The sequence below is a fragment of the Nesterenkonia haasae genome (assembly GCF_010119385.1).
Classification (GTDB): Bacteria; Actinomycetota; Actinomycetes; order Actinomycetales; family Micrococcaceae; genus Nesterenkonia; species Nesterenkonia haasae.
This window is the reverse complement of the sequence record NZ_VFIE01000019.1, coordinates 137139-152820: the sequence shown is the minus strand read 5'-3', so window position 1 is coordinate 152820 and position 15682 is coordinate 137139. Positions and strand designations below refer to the sequence as shown.

At 60.8% G+C, this 15682-nt stretch carries 14 protein-coding genes; 13 read left to right on the top strand and 1 reads right to left on the bottom strand.

What is annotated here, in order from left to right:
• Window position 1 precedes the first annotated feature (1 nt).
• Genes FH975_RS07350 through FH975_RS07340 form a run of 3 tightly spaced genes read left to right on the top strand, consistent with a single transcriptional unit; the run spans window position 2 to window position 2039 of the window.
• A complete protein-coding gene (locus FH975_RS07350; RefSeq protein ID WP_162320761.1) occupies window positions 2-772 on the top strand; it encodes an SDR family NAD(P)-dependent oxidoreductase in 771 nt (256 codons plus the stop codon).
• A gap of 5 nt (window positions 773-777) precedes the next feature.
• Complete coding sequence (locus tag FH975_RS07345; protein ID WP_162320760.1) at window positions 778-1563, top strand: SDR family NAD(P)-dependent oxidoreductase; 786 nt, start codon at window positions 778-780, stop codon at window positions 1561-1563.
• 17 nt (window positions 1564-1580) lie between these two features.
• A complete protein-coding gene (locus FH975_RS07340; RefSeq protein ID WP_162320759.1) occupies window positions 1581-2039 on the top strand; it encodes a hypothetical protein in 459 nt (152 codons plus the stop codon).
• Window positions 2040-2089: 50 nt separating this feature from the next.
• Here the strand turns inward: FH975_RS07340 and nagA are convergent, their stop codons facing one another.
• Window positions 2090-3265, bottom strand: coding sequence for an N-acetylglucosamine-6-phosphate deacetylase (gene nagA / locus FH975_RS07335; RefSeq protein ID WP_162320758.1), 1176 nt, complete (start codon window positions 3263-3265; stop codon window positions 2090-2092).
• 93 nt (window positions 3266-3358) lie between these two features.
• Here nagA and FH975_RS16915 point away from each other — a divergent pair, with 93 nt between their 5' ends.
• The 10 genes from FH975_RS16915 (at window position 3359) to FH975_RS07285 (ending at window position 15667) form a co-directional block, all read left to right on the top strand.
• Window positions 3359-4081, top strand: coding sequence for a GntR family transcriptional regulator (locus tag FH975_RS16915; RefSeq protein WP_162320757.1), 723 nt, complete (start codon window positions 3359-3361; stop codon window positions 4079-4081).
• Window positions 4078-5262 (top strand): anhydro-N-acetylmuramic acid kinase, encoded by a 1185-nt coding sequence (locus FH975_RS07325; RefSeq protein WP_162320756.1) that lies wholly within the window; start codon window positions 4078-4080, stop codon window positions 5260-5262. Before FH975_RS16915 ends, FH975_RS07325 begins: the two co-directional genes overlap by 4 nt.
• A 97-nt stretch (window positions 5263-5359) precedes the next feature.
• Complete coding sequence (locus FH975_RS07320; RefSeq protein WP_162320755.1) at window positions 5360-6871, top strand: sodium:solute symporter; 1512 nt, start codon at window positions 5360-5362, stop codon at window positions 6869-6871.
• Window positions 6868-7809 (top strand): N-acetylmuramic acid 6-phosphate etherase, encoded by a 942-nt coding sequence (gene murQ / locus FH975_RS07315; RefSeq protein WP_162320754.1) that lies wholly within the window; start codon window positions 6868-6870, stop codon window positions 7807-7809. Before FH975_RS07320 ends, murQ begins: the two co-directional genes overlap by 4 nt.
• Window positions 7809-8807, top strand: a complete 999-nt coding sequence (locus FH975_RS07310; RefSeq protein ID WP_162320753.1) for an N-acetylglucosamine kinase — start codon at window positions 7809-7811, stop codon at window positions 8805-8807. Before murQ ends, FH975_RS07310 begins: the two co-directional genes overlap by 1 nt.
• Window positions 8798-11659, top strand: coding sequence for an FAD-binding and (Fe-S)-binding domain-containing protein (locus FH975_RS07305; protein ID WP_162320752.1), 2862 nt, complete (start codon window positions 8798-8800; stop codon window positions 11657-11659). The genes FH975_RS07310 and FH975_RS07305 overlap by 10 nt, the downstream gene beginning before the upstream one ends.
• A gap of 27 nt (window positions 11660-11686) precedes the next feature.
• Window positions 11687-12469 (top strand): glucosamine-6-phosphate deaminase, encoded by a 783-nt coding sequence (nagB, locus tag FH975_RS07300; protein WP_162320751.1) that lies wholly within the window; start codon window positions 11687-11689, stop codon window positions 12467-12469.
• Window positions 12470-12757: 288 nt separating this feature from the next.
• Window positions 12758-13672, top strand: a complete 915-nt coding sequence (locus tag FH975_RS07295; protein ID WP_162320750.1) for an ABC transporter ATP-binding protein — start codon at window positions 12758-12760, stop codon at window positions 13670-13672.
• Window positions 13669-14451, top strand: coding sequence for an ABC transporter permease (locus tag FH975_RS07290; protein WP_162320749.1), 783 nt, complete (start codon window positions 13669-13671; stop codon window positions 14449-14451). Before FH975_RS07295 ends, FH975_RS07290 begins: the two co-directional genes overlap by 4 nt.
• A gap of 49 nt (window positions 14452-14500) precedes the next feature.
• A complete protein-coding gene (locus FH975_RS07285) occupies window positions 14501-15667 on the top strand; it encodes a sensor histidine kinase (protein WP_162320748.1) in 1167 nt (388 codons plus the stop codon).
• Window positions 15668-15682 lie beyond the last annotated feature (15 nt).

Below are 15682 nucleotides of genomic sequence, written 5' to 3'. Positions count from 1 at the left end.
GATGAGTATTCACCATCCACCCGTCTCGGTTATTAGCGGTGCAGCCTCCGGGATCGGTCGATCCACGGCAGAATTCCTTGCCCGCCAAGGCCACAAGGTGGTCATCGGGCACTTCGCCAAAGATCCGCACGACCCGCAGCACACACTGGACTTGGTGACCGCAGCCGGAGGTGAGGGCGTGATCCTTGACCTCGATGTCAGCTCTACCGAGTCGGTCGACGTGTTCATCCATTCAGCGGTGGAACACTTTGGTGCCGTCACCCATGTGGTCGCCAATGCAGGCATCCTGCGACAAGCGCCGATGGGTCAAATGGACGACGCCAGCTGGGACGAGCTGCTGCAGGTGGACCTCCATGGTGTGATGCGCCTGGTGCGCGCCAGCCTCCCGCATTTAGCGCGCGGCAGCTCCATTGTGGCAACCTCCTCGATCGTCGGCGGGTACTACGGCTGGGCCGAACATGCCCACTATGCTGCCGCCAAAGCCGGTGTGATCGGATTGACCCGCAGCCTTGCCGTGGAGTTTGGTCCACAAGGGATCCGCGCCAATGCGGTGATCCCAGGCCTAATTGAGACGCCACAGTCGCTGGATTCGGTGAACTCTTTGGGCCGCGAAGGGCTCAAAGCTGCGGGGGACTACATTCCGTGGGGAAGGGTCGGGAAACCGGAGGAGGTCGCCAGCGTCATCGGTTTCCTCCTTTCCGACCATGCCAGCTATCTCACTGGACAAGAACTCACAGTCGATGGCGGCCTCACAGTCGCGATGAGAGGTTAAGCAGGATGAACGTCGCACCCACCCCGCAAGTCCCCAACTATGGCAGCGTCCTGCAAGGACGCACTGCCCTGGTCACCGGAGCCGCCAGCGGAATCGGTGAAGCAATCGCAGCCCACCTCCGCTCCGCCGGAGCCCGGGTCGCCTTGGCCGACCGTTCACCGCGAGTGGTGGCAGTGTCCGAATCGCTGAACCGCACCATCGGACCGGACTCAGTGCCGGTGGTGTTCGACGCCGCATCTGAAGACTCCGTGATAGCAGGGGTGGATGAGGCCATCACCGTTCTGGGCCGAATCGACATTCTGGTGACCTCACACGGCATCCTCACCGAATCACCGGTGGAGCAGATGAGTTTGGCCACGTGGGAGGAGACCCTGTCGGTGGATCTCACGAGCGTGTTTCTGCTCAACCGAGCAGTGCTGAAGGGGATGCTCGCGCGCGGCGATGGCCGGATCATCAATGTGGCTTCCCAACTCGGGCAGAAAGGGGGTTCGGGGATGGCGCACTACGCAGCGGCCAAGGCCGGAGTCATCGCGATGACTAAGTCCCTGGCCATGGAGGTCTCTGCACAGGGGGTGCTGGTCAACGCCATAGCTCCCGGGCCAATTGAGACCCCGATGGTCGCTGGGATCAGCGAGGAGTGGAAAGCTGAGAAGCGCGCGGAGCTTCCCTTGGGACGGTTCGGCACTGTGGATGAAGTGGCTCCGACTGCAGTGATGCTCGCTTCGTCTCCAGGAGGCAACATCTATGTTGGCCAGACCCTAGGGCCCAACAGTGGAGATGTGATGCTCTGATGTGCGGGGCGTGTGGAGTGGCGCCGCAGGATTGGGCGGGCCCGGTCCTCGGAACCGCCTACGCCAAACCGCTTGTGGCTCGCCTGCTCACCAGAATCACTCCAGCGCTGAGTGTGCGAGCCACAAGTGTGGGTTGGTCTGTGGCGAGCAATGGGCGGCCCGGCACCGCGTGTACTAGTTCTACTGAGCTGCTGGATCGCACGGTGGGCGTCTTGGAGGGACGCGGTGTGGGAGCCGATTCGGTTGAGAATGTCATTCTGCTGGCGCCCGAGCACCGCGCGATAACGGTCACACGCGACATGTTCCCGGCCGCCATGACGAGTGTTGTGTCACCGGAGAGAGCCGCGGTGAGGCCCACTCGGCTCATCCACGCTGTCTTGGCAGCGTCACTGACATCACGGATGAGGCTCGGCGCTGATCCTGAAGAAATCGTCATCGGACCCAGTTCTGCCGCCTGGACGTTGCGAGTCGGCTGAACCTCATCTCTGGTGTCCCCAGACGTCAGCTGTGGCCGCTGGAAGCTTCCTCAGGATGTCCCCTCGAGTCCGCGGGTCAGCCACTGGCCGGCACGCATGACTCGCCGCACCTTCCAGGAGGAGTTCAGGAGGACCATGTCTGCTCGTGAACCGGGGCGGAGGCTTCCGACGTTCTCAAGACCCAACATGGCCGCCGGGTGCGCAGTGGCAGCAGAGAGTGCGTCTTCGGCAGGGATGTCTGCCTTGCGAATGCAATACCGCATCGCTGCCTCCATGGTCAGCGTCGAGCCAGCGATCGATGTTTCCTCCCCGCCGTCAGTCAGCAGCCGCGCCGTGCCGCGGGTGACCCGAACTGGCAGGTTGCCCAGTACGTAGTCGCCATCGTGCGCGGTAGCAGCGGCCATTGCATCGGAGACCAGCACAATGCGCCGCGAACCGCCACGAGCCTGCGCGGACGCCCAGGCGTGCCGGATGACCGCTGGGTGGAGGTGGACACCGTCGGCGATGATCTCCAGAAAAGCCTCCGCGTGGTGCAGTAACGCCACCGCTGGGCCAGGCTCTCGGTGATGCAGCGGTCTCATCCCGTTGAAGAGGTGAGTAGCTGCTGTGGCCCCAGCTGTCAGGGCCTGGGAGGTCACTGCGTGACTGGCATTGGTGTGGCCGACTCCAACGGTTATCCCGTGATTGGTCAGCTCTCTTGTGGCTTCAATACCATTGTCGAGTTCTGGAGCGAGGGTCACATAGCGGACCAGTTGCGCCGCCGGGTGCCCGATCAGTGCTGAAATCTGCTGGACGGTGGGGGCTGTGAGCACTTCGGGATCGTGTGCCCCCCGATGCTCGTTGCTGAGCCACGGTCCTTCCCAATGGACCCCCGCCAGCTCAGAAGAATCTACCAGCGGCCTGAGCTTCTCCGTCTGAACGAGCAGGTCATCGACGGGAGCACTGACCAGTGACGCGACCATCGTCGTAGTTCCGTGGGCCCGGTGAGCCGCAATCACGGTCCTGCCGGCATCGGCGCCCTCGGTGAAATCAGCTCCACCACCACCATGAACATGCACATCTACGAAACCAGGGCTCAAGACTCCATCCCGGACGTGAAGATCGGCCTGCTCGGGGGGATCCCCTCCTTGTGCTTCGAGGATGACACCACCTGAGACGCGCACCCACCAGGGTCCGATGGACCCATCGGGCCTCAGTGCCGCATCTGCTCGGATGATCTGGTCCACTGCGTCCTCTCCGCTTGCTGAAGAAATCTGCGTTCGATACAAATCTAGTCCATTGGTCTTGATTTTGTTAGTGACCTATGACTCAATGGAGCCGTGACCAAGTACCACGCCATACGCGACCGACTTCTAGACCGGATGGAAACTATGTCCGCCGGCGAAGCGTTTCCGCCTGAACGCCAATTGGCGCAACAGCTCGGAGTTTCACGCATGACCCTAAGGCGCGCTATAGACGAGCTTGTCGCTCGTGGGGCAGCTCGGCGTCGTCCTGGTGCGGGGGTCTTCGCCATCGGGCCCAAGTTGGACCAAGGGCTGGTGGCCAGTTCTTTCACCGAGGACATGCGCGCCCGCGGTATGCAGCCTGGTGCGCGCACTTTGGCCTTCGACGTCTCGGCTGCGGGACCACGAATTGGGCGTCAGCTGCAACTTCCAGATGAGGAGGAGATCGTGACAGTCACTCGACTCCGGCTAGCTGACGATGAGCCGCTGGCTCTGGAGGAACTCTCCATTCCCCGCAAGCTCCTCCCCAACCTCCAAGCGGCAGATCTTGACGACCGGTCGTTCTATGAGCTCCTCTACGAACAATGCGGCATAACCGTAGCCGAGAGTGTGCAGACCATCGAACCCACTGTGCTCGATTCGCAGGAAGCCCGCGATCTCGGAGTCGCCGAACATTCCCCCGCTCTTCTCTTCGAACGCACGTCAAAGAGTTCGGCCGGCCGACCCGTCGAGTACGTGCGTTCGGTCTATCGAGGCGATCGATACAAAATCCGCACCGAACTCGCGGTACCCAGTTTCCCCCTACGGGACCAGTCATGATTATTGCCGGCCTGATGTCAGGAACCTCTGCCGATGGACTAGACGTGGCACTGGTGGAATTCACGCCCAGCGAAGACCGCGAGAGCGGTGAGCTGTTGATGCGTGTCCTGGCTTCACAGGAGGTGCCCTTCGATGAATCTCTCACACGGGATATTCTGCGGCTGTTGGAACCTCGTGACGTGCCGCTGGCACTGGTCAGCAGGGTCGACGCCGCCCTGGGTCAATTCAGTGCCACAGCAGTCACCGAACTCTGCGCCAAGAACAATCTCAGCTGTGACTTAGTCGTCTCACACGGCCAAACGGTGCGCCACGAGATCGACTCCGGCACGGTCACCGCTACTCTTCAGCTGGGCCAGCCGGCCTGGATAGCCGAAACTGTGGGGGCTCCCGTCCTTTCAGATGTTCGAGCCCGCGACGTGGCTGCCGGGGGCCAGGGAGCGCCCCTAGCCAGTTTGATGGATCACCTGCTGGTCGCTAAGGCGGAGCAGCCCACAGCGCTGCTGAATCTCGGAGGTATCGCCAACATCACCGCGGTCAGTCCCTCCGGTGAGAGCGTCGCCTTTGACACGGGCCCCGCCAACGCCCTGATTGATCTCATGGCCCGCCGGATCAGCCGCAACAGTTGGGCCTGTGACCGGGATGGCATCCTCGCTGCCTGTGGCCGAACCGACCCGGCACTGCTGCAGCACCTGCTCGAAGAGCCCTATTATCAGCAGCCGGCCCCCAAATCCAGTGGAAAGGAGCTCTTCCACGCGGACTATTTGGATGAGCATCTCCAGACTCACCCCGGAGTGGAAGCCCTGGATGTCATCGCCACTCTTACCCGGCTCACAGCCCGCACAGTGGCTGAAGCGTGCCGGGCACACGGTGTCTGTTCTGTCGTCGCCTCCGGAGGCGGGACCCGCAACCCGACACTGATGGCAGCTCTGCGGGAAGAACTCGGCACGAGCACCCCGGTCCGAACCACTGATGAAGCCTTCGGGCTGCCCGAAGGGGCCAAAGAAGCCTGCTTGGTCGCTCTCATCGGTTGGTTCAGTTGGCATGGCCTGCCTGCGACCCTTCCGTGGGCCACGGGAGCATCCCGCAGCACCGTCGCTGGTCGGATCTCCCCAGGGGCTGGACCCCTAGAGCTTCCAGCGCCACGAATGTACTCGCCGTCGTCCCTGCGCGTCATCCCATGATCAAGCGCCGGTGAGGACAGATCGTCAATAGAGACGGGCGCAGTTCCGCTGTGCCAATAAATATCGCACCTGATGAGAAAGTGTAAGGAGACAACCGATGGAGACGCTCGACATCGTGGTCATCGTGGCGTACTTAATCGCCACAGCCTGGCTGGGGCTCAAACTCAGCGGACGGCAGGCTGGCCTGCGAGATTACTTCCTCGGTGGGAGGAATCTCCCGTGGTGGGCAGTCAGCCTCTCCGTCGTCGCCACCGAGACCAGTGCGCTGACGGTCATCGGTATCCCGGTGATGAGCTATATGGCGGATATCTCATACCTTCAGCTGGGTATCGGGTACATCGTTGGACGCATCGTAGTTGCATTTCTGATGCTACCCAGATATTACGACGGTGAGATGGTCACCGCCTACGCTTACCTAGGGAAACGCTTCGGTTCGAGCACGCAGACAACTGCTGGCATTACCTTCCTGGTGACCCGCCTGTTCGCCGACGGAGTGCGAGTTCTGGCAGCAGCTATCCCACTGAAGATCATCCTGGAGGGGATCGGGATCTCCGTGGAGTACTTCACGATCATCGTGGTGCTTGCAGTGGTCACCATTATCTACACCTTCATCGGAGGAATCCGCGCGGTCGTCTGGGTTGATGTCGCGCAGATGACCCTCTACGTGCTCGGGGGACTGCTGACCATCATCGTCATCTCCGTCGCTACCGGCGGGGAGTGGCTTGGTGCGGCAGCTGATGCAGGAAAACTCAACTTCTTCGTTTTCGAAGGTAACCCAATCTCAGCAAGCGGATCCTTCCTCCCCTCCCTTATTGGGGGTGCCGTGTTCGCAATGGCATCACACGGTTCAGACCAGATCGTAGTGCAGCGCCTACTGTCTTGCCGGACCAAGGTGGAGGCGCAGAAGGCAATCATTTGGTCAGGAGTCCTGGTCTTTGTCCAGTTCGCGATCTTCCTGATGGTCGGCCTGGCGCTCTGGAGCTACTACAACCAGGCCACACCGGATGACTTGGGCCTCACCCGCGATGACGAAATCTTCCCCATGTTCATTGTCGAAGGGCTCCCTGCCGGTGTGTCGGGACTATTGTTGGCCGGGATCCTGGCGGCGGCGATGTCAACCCTTTCATCCTCGCTGTCGGCACTGTCTTCGTCCACCGTCACCGATGTCTATGCGCGACTGAAGAAGTCTCCTGTGACCGACAAACAGGGTCTGCGCGTGGGCCGCTGGGCCACTATCGGGTGGGGGCTGGCGTTCATTGCCCCCGCCACGGTCTTCCAATCTGATGATGGAAACATCGTCATCCTCGCCCTGGGCATTGCTGGTATCACCTACGGGGGACTACTCGGGGCGTTCATCTTCGGCATCTTCAACAAACGGGCACGTCCACTGGATGCCAACATCGCCTTCGGTATTGCGGTGGCAGTCAATGCGTTCTTTTTCGTCATGGAGAAGTACGTCACCGGCGAGGTCTGGGTCGCCTGGCAGTGGTACCCGCTATTGGGCGTGCTGGTAACTTTCGCAGTCGGCGGCACCCTCTCACTGCGCCATTCAGGCCCCATGGTGGAGGACACTCTGGTCAAAAATGACAAAGAGGCCGTTGAACCATGACCCCGAATCAGAACTCGACTGATGCCGGTGCCTGGCTACCACCCACCGAACAACGGAACCCGCGGAGCACCGAGATTGACGCACTCGGAACCCTGGAGACGTTGCGTCTGCTCAATGATGAAAGCGCTGTCGCAGTCGAGGCGGTGGACGCGGTGCTCCCCGAGCTGGCTGGTGTGGTCGAGGAGGCCGTCGCGCGGATGCGCAGGGGTGGCACCATACATTACTTCGGCGCAGGCACCTCAGGTCGGCTCGGAGTCCTTGATGCCAGCGAGTTGAAACCCACGTTCAACCTTGCACCGGATCGGGTAGTCGCCCATATTGCAGGCGGGTCTCCGGCTTTGATGGAAGCAGTGGAGAACGCTGAAGACTCCGCGGACGACGGCCGAAGGGAGGCGGAAACGCTCGGGGAGAATGACATGGCAGTCGGAATAGCAGCCAGTGGTTCCACTCCATATGTCGGAGGGGCCCTTGAAGCGGCGCAAAAGACCGGAGCATTCACGGTCCTGATATCGAACAACCCGGATGCTCCGCTGGCCGAGTGGGCAGATTCTCATCTCGTCCTGGACACCGGTGCCGAAATCATCACCGGGTCCACCCGGCTGAAGGCCGGCACAGCGCAGAAACTCGCCCTCAACGCTTTCTCCACAGCGGTGATGATTGCCCAGGGCCGCACCTGGGAAAACTTGATGGTCTCTGTGGTGGCGACGAACGCGAAACTCAGAGAACGCACCGTGCGTATTCTCTGTGAGGCAGTTGGACTCGAAGAAGTCGAAGCAGAGCAGAAACTGCAGCAAGCTGACGGTGATCTCAAGGTCGCCATTGTGATGTCACTAGCTGAGATCTCTGTGAGTAGAGCTGCACAGCTGCTCCAGGAGCACTCTGGATCAGTTCGCGCCGCGGTGGCGGCTTCTTCTTCCAGCGAGAAACCTCACCGCTGATGGCTTCGAGGAGTCACAGTGCGTGCCCGGTACCCACCGATGCCTGGCTGGTCGGTATCGACGTGGGTGGTTCTGGCAGCCGCCTCTGCCTTGAACGGGCAGATGGCAGTGATCGACGGCGCATCGATGGGCCGCGGGTGAAGATTGGACCAGGTGGAAGTGACGCAGACGAGGCGGTTTATCAGCTGATCGACTCAGCCTGCACCGCCTGGCCGGATGCGATGAAAGCGGCAGCCGGGCTCGGGATCGGCGCCACCGGTCTCGCATCGTTGGTCAGCGATCCGAGCCGACTAGTGACCAACGTGAGGGCGCGACTGGGTGCTGCCGCCGCGGCCGCAGTCGACGCGCTGACGGCCCACTTGGGAGCGCTCAATGGGCGCGGTGGCGCAGTGGTGGTGTTGGGCACAGGAGCTATCGCTATGGGGCATCCAGGCCCAGACCGTCAGGGCATGTGGAACCCGGTCTGGCGCAGAGTCGACGGGTGGGGGCACCTGCTGGGGGATCGGGGAAGTGGTGCCTGGTTGGGCCGCCGCAGCCTCGAGCTGGCGCTGCAGGCTCATGATGGAGTATCCCGGACGGGGACAGAGTTCCTTGAGGCTGCCGTCCGTCGATTCGGTGACCCTGCCGATTGGCCGGCACAGATTTACACTCGAGATGATCGGGCGGGCGTGTTGGCAGAATGCGCACAGGACGTCGTCGAACTTGCTGAGAATAATGTCAGTGCTGCCAAAGAACTGCTGTTCGAGGCTGGTCAGCAGGCGGCCAGAAGTGCTGTTGCCACATTGGGTGAAGAGGACCCGCAGCAGGTGGTCATCGCTGGGCGACTAGCCGCGGCCCATCAGCTGATCGCAACAGGTTTCAGCACAGAGGTCAGCCAGATTCGTCCGGAGGTCACGGTAGTACCAGCGGTCGAGACGCCACTGGGTGGAGCGCTGGTCTTGGCGCGTCTGGCAGCGGAAGGAACCATCGTGGCCCAGGAGAAGATTCTATGGACATGACACCACAAGCCCATAGCGCGCTGGTTGATGCGCTGAGTGTGGCCCTGGGTCCTGAGCGAGTATTGGACCGGGCCCTGGACAAACACACCCGCGCCCATGATGCCTCCCACTACCTCCTGATTCCAGAAGTTGTGGCTGTGGCGGAGACAATTGACCACGTCGCTGACGTGCTCGCAGTCGCCGCTGAGCACCACATACCGGTGACCTTCCGCTCTGGAGGCACAAGCCTTGCGGGTCAGGCCGTTGGTTCAGGAATCCTGGTGGATACTCGGCGGGGATTCCGGGCCGTGGAAGTCCTCGACGGCGGAGCTAGGGTTAGGGCTCAGCCCGGGGTGACAGTGCGTACAGTCAATGCGCGGCTGGCCAAATACGGCACGGCGCTGGGACCAGATCCGGCCAGTGAGGCCGCCTGCACGGTCGGCGGTGTCATTGCTAACAACTCCTCGGGAATGGCCGCCGGAATCGAGCACAATTGCACCCGGACTGTGGAGTCCATGATCGTGGTATTGCCTTCAGGCACTGTTGTTGACACCGCACATCCACAAGCCCTCGAGCAGCTCCGTCACGCGGAACCCGAGCTCGTGGCTGGTCTGGAAACACTGACACAGAACGTCAAAGATGACTCCTCCATGGCAGAGGAGATCCAGGAACGGTTCGCGCTGAAGAACACCATGGGCTATTCCCTCGATGCCTTCTGCGACGCTGAGGACACCCTGGAGCTGTTTATGAAACTGCTGATCGGCTCTGAGGGGACCTTGGGTTTCGTTGCCGAGGCGACTTTCCGCACGGTGCCGGTGCAACCTGAGGCGGCCACAGGTCTGCTGGTGTTCGACTCAGTGGAGCGAGCTGCTGAACATCTTCCCGCCCTGATCAACTCAGGAGCCGCAGCGCTTGAGCTGATGGATGCGGCGTCGTTGAGAGTTGCCCGCCGTGGAGCAGAGGTACCTGAGACGATCACTGGTTTTGACCTTCATCGGCAAGCGGCCCTCTTGATCGAGTACCGGGCAGATGATGCCGCAGGCCTGCAGCAGCGTCTTCAGCAGGCCCACGAAGTACTCAGCGGCCTGGTCACTGAGCGCCCGGTGGAGCTGACCTCCGATCCCGGCCAACGTGCCGCACTCTGGAGTGTGCGCAAAGGTCTCTACGCTGCAGTGGCTGGTGCGCGTCCGCGCGGGACCACTGCCCTGTTGGAGGATGTAGTGGTCCCTGTCGGCCGGCTCGCACAGGCTTGCAGGGAATTGGCTGAACTCCTTGAGCACCATGGATATACCGATCCGGTGATTTTCGGTCATGCGAAGGACGGGAACCTCCACTTCATGCTGACGGAGGATACTGAGGACCCGGCCTCCGTTCAGCGCCTCGATGTCTTCACTCGAGAGATGGTGAAGTTGATCCTCAATCATGGAGGGAACCTCAAAGCAGAACATGGCACTGGGCGCGCCATGGCACCGTTTATTGACCACCAGTACTCACCTGCTGTGGTGGAGATCCTCCATGGTGTTAAAGAGGCCTTCGATCCAGGCAGAGTGCTCAACCCGGGGGTGGTGCTCACAGAGGATCCCGATGCACATCTGCATCACCTCAAACCTGTGGAACGGATTGATGCAGAGGTCGACGGGTGCGTGGAATGCGGATACTGCGAGCCCGTATGCCCCAGTCGACACCTGACTCTGACGCCGCGACAGCGGATCGTGGCGCGGCGTGCACGGGTCCGTGCAGCTGCACAGGGCAATAATGCTCTGGTGCAAGAACTGGATGAGCAACAGGACTACGACAGTCTTCAGACCTGTGCAGCCGATGGGATATGTGCCACTGCATGCCCGGTGGGTATCGATACCGGAGCACTGGTCAAGCGTCTCAGACGCGAATCCCACGGCGCGGTCAGCCAGCAGATATGGAAAACGGCGGCCCGTCATTGGGATGGGATGACCAGATTCGCTGCTGGGGCATTGACGGCTGCCGCAAAGCTGCCATCTTCACCCCTTGAAGCTGCAAACCGCGCCGCGCGGACCGTAGGCGGTCAGGATGCCGTTCCGATGTGGTCCCGTGACCTCCCAGCAGGTGGAACCCGCAGGGGCGGGGCTGCACCGGCAGAGCGCCCCAATGGTCCCACCGCGTTTTTCGTACCAAGTTGCCAAGGCGCCATGTTTGCAGCAGCTGACGGTTCACAGGGTGTGCAGACTGCCTTGCAGCAGCTGTGTCAGAAAGCGGGCATCCAACTGCGCATCCCGGAGGGAATAGACGGGCTGTGCTGCGGCACTCCTTGGTCGTCCAAAGGATTCTCAGCTGGCTATGAGGTGATGTCGGAGCGCGTACTGGCCCAGATCGGTGCACTGAGTCCACTGCAGAAAAGCGATTCCGGCCGCGATACGCCAGTGATAGTGGATGCCACCTCGTGTACGGAGGGCGTAGCCGAGATCATGGCCCAGGCTCAACTTCGAGGCGATCCGAGGGCGGCCAGCGTCGTAGACGCAGTCACCTTTGTCCTGGAGTGCGTTCTTCCCCGATTGGACCTTAGCGGGGTGGAACCTGTGGAGTCGTTGACGCTGCACCCTACGTGTTCCTCCCAGAAGTTGGGCACCACTGGACAGTTGAGGCAACTGGCAGAAGCCATAGCGCTTCAAGTCCACGTTCCAGAGACCTGGGGATGCTGCGGCTTCGCAGGAGATCGCGGGATGCTACACCCGGAGCTCACCGCGGCGGCGACTGCCGACGAGGCTGATGATGTGCGCGGCGTCGAGACTGCAGAATACGCGTCGTGCAACCGCGCGTGCGAAATCGCGATGACCCGAGCCACAGGGCGCAGCTATCGCCATGTCGTGGAAGTAGCTGCTGACGTCCTAGGCATATGACGTCCTGGAAAAGGAAGAGGTAACACCATGGAAGTAGTGATACTGCCCCCCGAAGATTTGGCGATGGAAGCCGCCAACGTGGTGGAGATCCAGCTTAGAAGGAACCCTTCAAGTGTCTTGGGGTTAGCCACCGGCTCCAGTCCTTTAGCGATCTACCAGGAGCTGGTTCGGCGACACCGCGAAGAAGGGCTCTCCTTTGCTCAGGCTCGTGGTTTCCTCCTGGATGAGTATGTGGGTCTCGCACCTGAGCACCCGCAGCGCTACCGCAATGTCATCGCTGAAGAATTCAGTGATCACCTGGATTGGCCTGCTGAACGAATTCAGGCCCCCGATGGTCTCGCCCAGGATGTGCCTGGTGCATGCGCACAGTATGAGCGTGACATTAAGGCAGCCGGTGGCGTGGACATCCAGTTGTTGGGCATCGGCACAGATGGTCATATCGGTTTCAACGAGCCTGGTTCCTCATTGGCCTCACGAACACGCATCAAGTCCTTAGCTGCACAGACCCGGAAGGACAACGCCCGGTTCTTTGATGGAGACCTGGAACAGGTGCCTCGTCACTGTCTGACCCAGGGGCTGGGCACGATTAGCCAGGCCCGGCATCTTCTGCTGGTAGCCACCGGGGAGCAGAAGGCGACGGCGGTCCGTCACTTGGTAGAAGGCCCGGTCTCTGCCCGGTGGCCAGCCACGGTGATGCAGTGGCACCGCCATGCCACCGTGCTGATCGATGAGGCAGCGGCCTCAGAGCTCGAGCTGACTGAATACTATAAGCAGACCTACGCTTCCAAACCCGCGTGGCAAGGATTGTGACTGCGGACCGAGCTGTAGCCTGATCCGCGCATGCCCATGTATCGCACAAGGGAGTTCGTCGTTAGTTTGGCCTCACCATCACCGTTGGCGAATCGGATCTGCCCCTGTGCTGCAGCAATGGGAGGACTTCCAACTGCCAGGTGACTCGCATACAGGCCATTCGGTGCTGAAGAAGCTCAGCTCTACAGCGAATTAAGTACCCAAGCTCCGAATGCAGTACCGCAGTACTACCCATGTCAGTACTGCGGTCAGATGGGAGGAGGTCACTGACTTCGTAGCGTTGCATGCATGATTGTTGCTGAGCATCTGACGAAGAAATACGGCGAGCACACCGCTGTCAACGATTTGTCTTTCACTGTGCGCCCTGGATTAGTCACAGGTTTCCTCGGACCGAACGGAGCAGGGAAATCAACCACCATGCGCATGTTGGTGGGCCTGGACATCCCTACCGGTGGATTGATCACAGTCAATGGGAAGGAGTACCGGGATCTGCCTGATCCGCTACGGCATGTTGGTGTGATGCTTGACGCTAAAGCCGTCCACCCTGGTCGCAGCGCTTATCATCATTTGCTGGCGGTGGCACAGACTCACCGGTTGCCCAGGTCTCGAGTGCAGGAAGTTCTTGAGATGGTGGGTCTTGCCAGTGTGGCCCGCAAACGCGCTGGCGGTTTTTCACTGGGTATGGGACAGCGACTTGGAGTGGCCACAGCACTGCTGGGAGACCCTGAGGTGCTTGTGCTCGATGAGCCGGTCAATGGGCTGGACCCAGACGGTGTCCTATGGATACGACGCCTGCTGTCGTCCCTGGCAGCCGAAGGGCGAACAGTCTTCTTGTCCTCCCATTTAATGAGCGAACTCTCGCTCATCGCCGAGGACCTGGTGATCATCGGTCAAGGGAAACTGTTGATGGCCGGGTCAGTGGAGGAGTTCTTGGGTGAGGCTGGGCCACGAAGAGTCCAGGTGGTGTCTCCAGATGCCGGTGCGTTGGCCGAACGCCTCCAAGGCCGAGGGTGCACCATCACATCTACGGACAGGACCACCCTGGAAATTCAGGGTGTTGACGCCGCCGAGATCGGCTCAGTGGCAGCAGAACATGGTCTTGTGCTCTACGAACTGAGTTCTCGCAGCCTCAGCCTGGAAGAGGCCTTCATGGAACTTACTCAGACCGCCGTTGAATACAGCACTCAGGAGCCTGCCCGATGAGACCAACCTCGACTGCACGTATTACTGCCTGGGGTCTGCTCCAGTCGGAATGGACCAAACTATGGTCGGTCCGTTCCCTATGGATCACCTTAGCGGTGGCCTTCGCGCTGACATTAGGACTGGCGGGGTACATGATCCTCGATGGCGAAATGCTTGGAGGAGAAGAAGCCGGCCACATCCCCTTCGGGTGGACCGCGATCTATCCTGTGGGCATGCTCGCCCTGGTCATCCTGGGAGTCCTGACCATCACGAATGAATACAACAATGGTTCGGTGAGGACCAGCATGGTGGCAGCCCCTCGCCGCACCGGCGTGCTGCTGGCGAAAGCCGCGGTGCTTACTCTCATCACTACCGTGCTAGGTGTGGTGACCTCCGTGCTGCTGTACGGACTTCTGCAGATAGCGGGCACTGTGCCATCTGCTGATGGTCTCTCACTGTTCGACCCGGATATGTTCTGGGGCGTTTTGGGCGGTACTGCGGTGCTCCCCTACGGGGTTCTCTTCGGTCTGTTGTTGGGCGGATTAGTACGCAATGCCGCTGCCGCTATAGTGCTCTATTTCGGGCTGTTTCAGATGGCCCCGGAGATCCTCCCTGCTCTGCTGCCTGCGAGCTTGACCGGGATTTTCGACTACATGCCGCTGGCTGCTGCAAACGTGATGCGATCCGGCGGGTTGAGTACCGAACCGTACGGGGTCGCGACGTCAATCATCGTGCTCTTGGCGTGGCTGATAGTTCTCGGCGGCACTACCTGGTGGTTGCTGAAATACAGAGACGTCTGAGCGCACGTATCTGTTTCAGGCAGGCAGGCTGGATGGGAGCATACATCTCATGAGTGATCTCCTGCAGCGGATGCGTGCATACGACCAGCGGCACCCGTTGCTGTGGGACATATCGCTGGCCGCGCTGGTCGCGGCTGTCTGCGTCAATGCCACGCCTACCAATACGCTCTTGGGTACAAGTCTGTTGATTATTGTTCACGCAATATTGCCGCTACGGCGCAGGCACCCCCAGCCCGTATTGTGGGCCGTCATCGCAGTGATCTTGTTAGCGGTTCCTGTGTCGTTGACCACTGGAATGGAGCTGGCCTGGATCTACCTGGCAGTCTGGGTGCTTTTGTTCAATACCGGACTGCGCAGCCCGCTGCCTCCTGTTGCGGCGCTTGCGGGAGTTCTAGGGGTGGGGATTTCTGCTGCCATTTTCTCGTACAGTATGGTTCCCGCACTGTACGAACAGGCCACTTTCACCGGTGCAGTCCTAGCAATGTGCGCGGCTTGTTACCTGCTGGGGCTGCAGATACGCAGTCAGCGGGAACAGGCAGCCGCCGAAAGGCGTGAAGCCGCCAGAGAAGCTGCTGTGGCAGAACGTCACCGCATTGCTCAAGAAATGCACGACATCATTGGTCACAACCTTTCGGTGATCACCTCGCTGGCCACCGGCGGTTCGGCCACAGTCCGTGCCGCCCCAGCGCAGGCAGTGCAGGCGTTCGATGCCATCGGCGAGGTCAGCCGATCCTCAGTCCGTGAGGTACGTCGGGTGCTGACTGTGCTCGAGGATGATCACAGCACAGAGGGAGCGACGTTGAGCCCTCAACCTGGGATTGCCGACGTGACTGAGCTTGTTGAAACGGTCCGCACAGCGGGGCTGAGCGTAGAGATGCAGCGAGTGGGTGAACTCTCCGGCCTATCACCAGGGCGCCAGCTGACCATCTACCGGATTCTGCAAGAAGCTCTGACCAACACGCTTAGGCACAGTGCTCCACAGGCGCACTGCGCCGTATCCATCGTGCGCAACCAAGATGCTATCGACGTGTCTATCGTCAGTGACGCTCGTATTGCGGTCTCCGAGCAGTTCGATGGTGAGCAGGCTGGCTCTGGGCGGGGCCTTACCGGTATGAGAGAACGGGTTGAAGCCTACAACGGCACTTTGTCCGTAGGCCCCACTTCAAACGGGTGGAAGGTCCATGCCAGTATCCCCGCAACATCCGTGGCCTGCTGATGATTACAGTGCTGA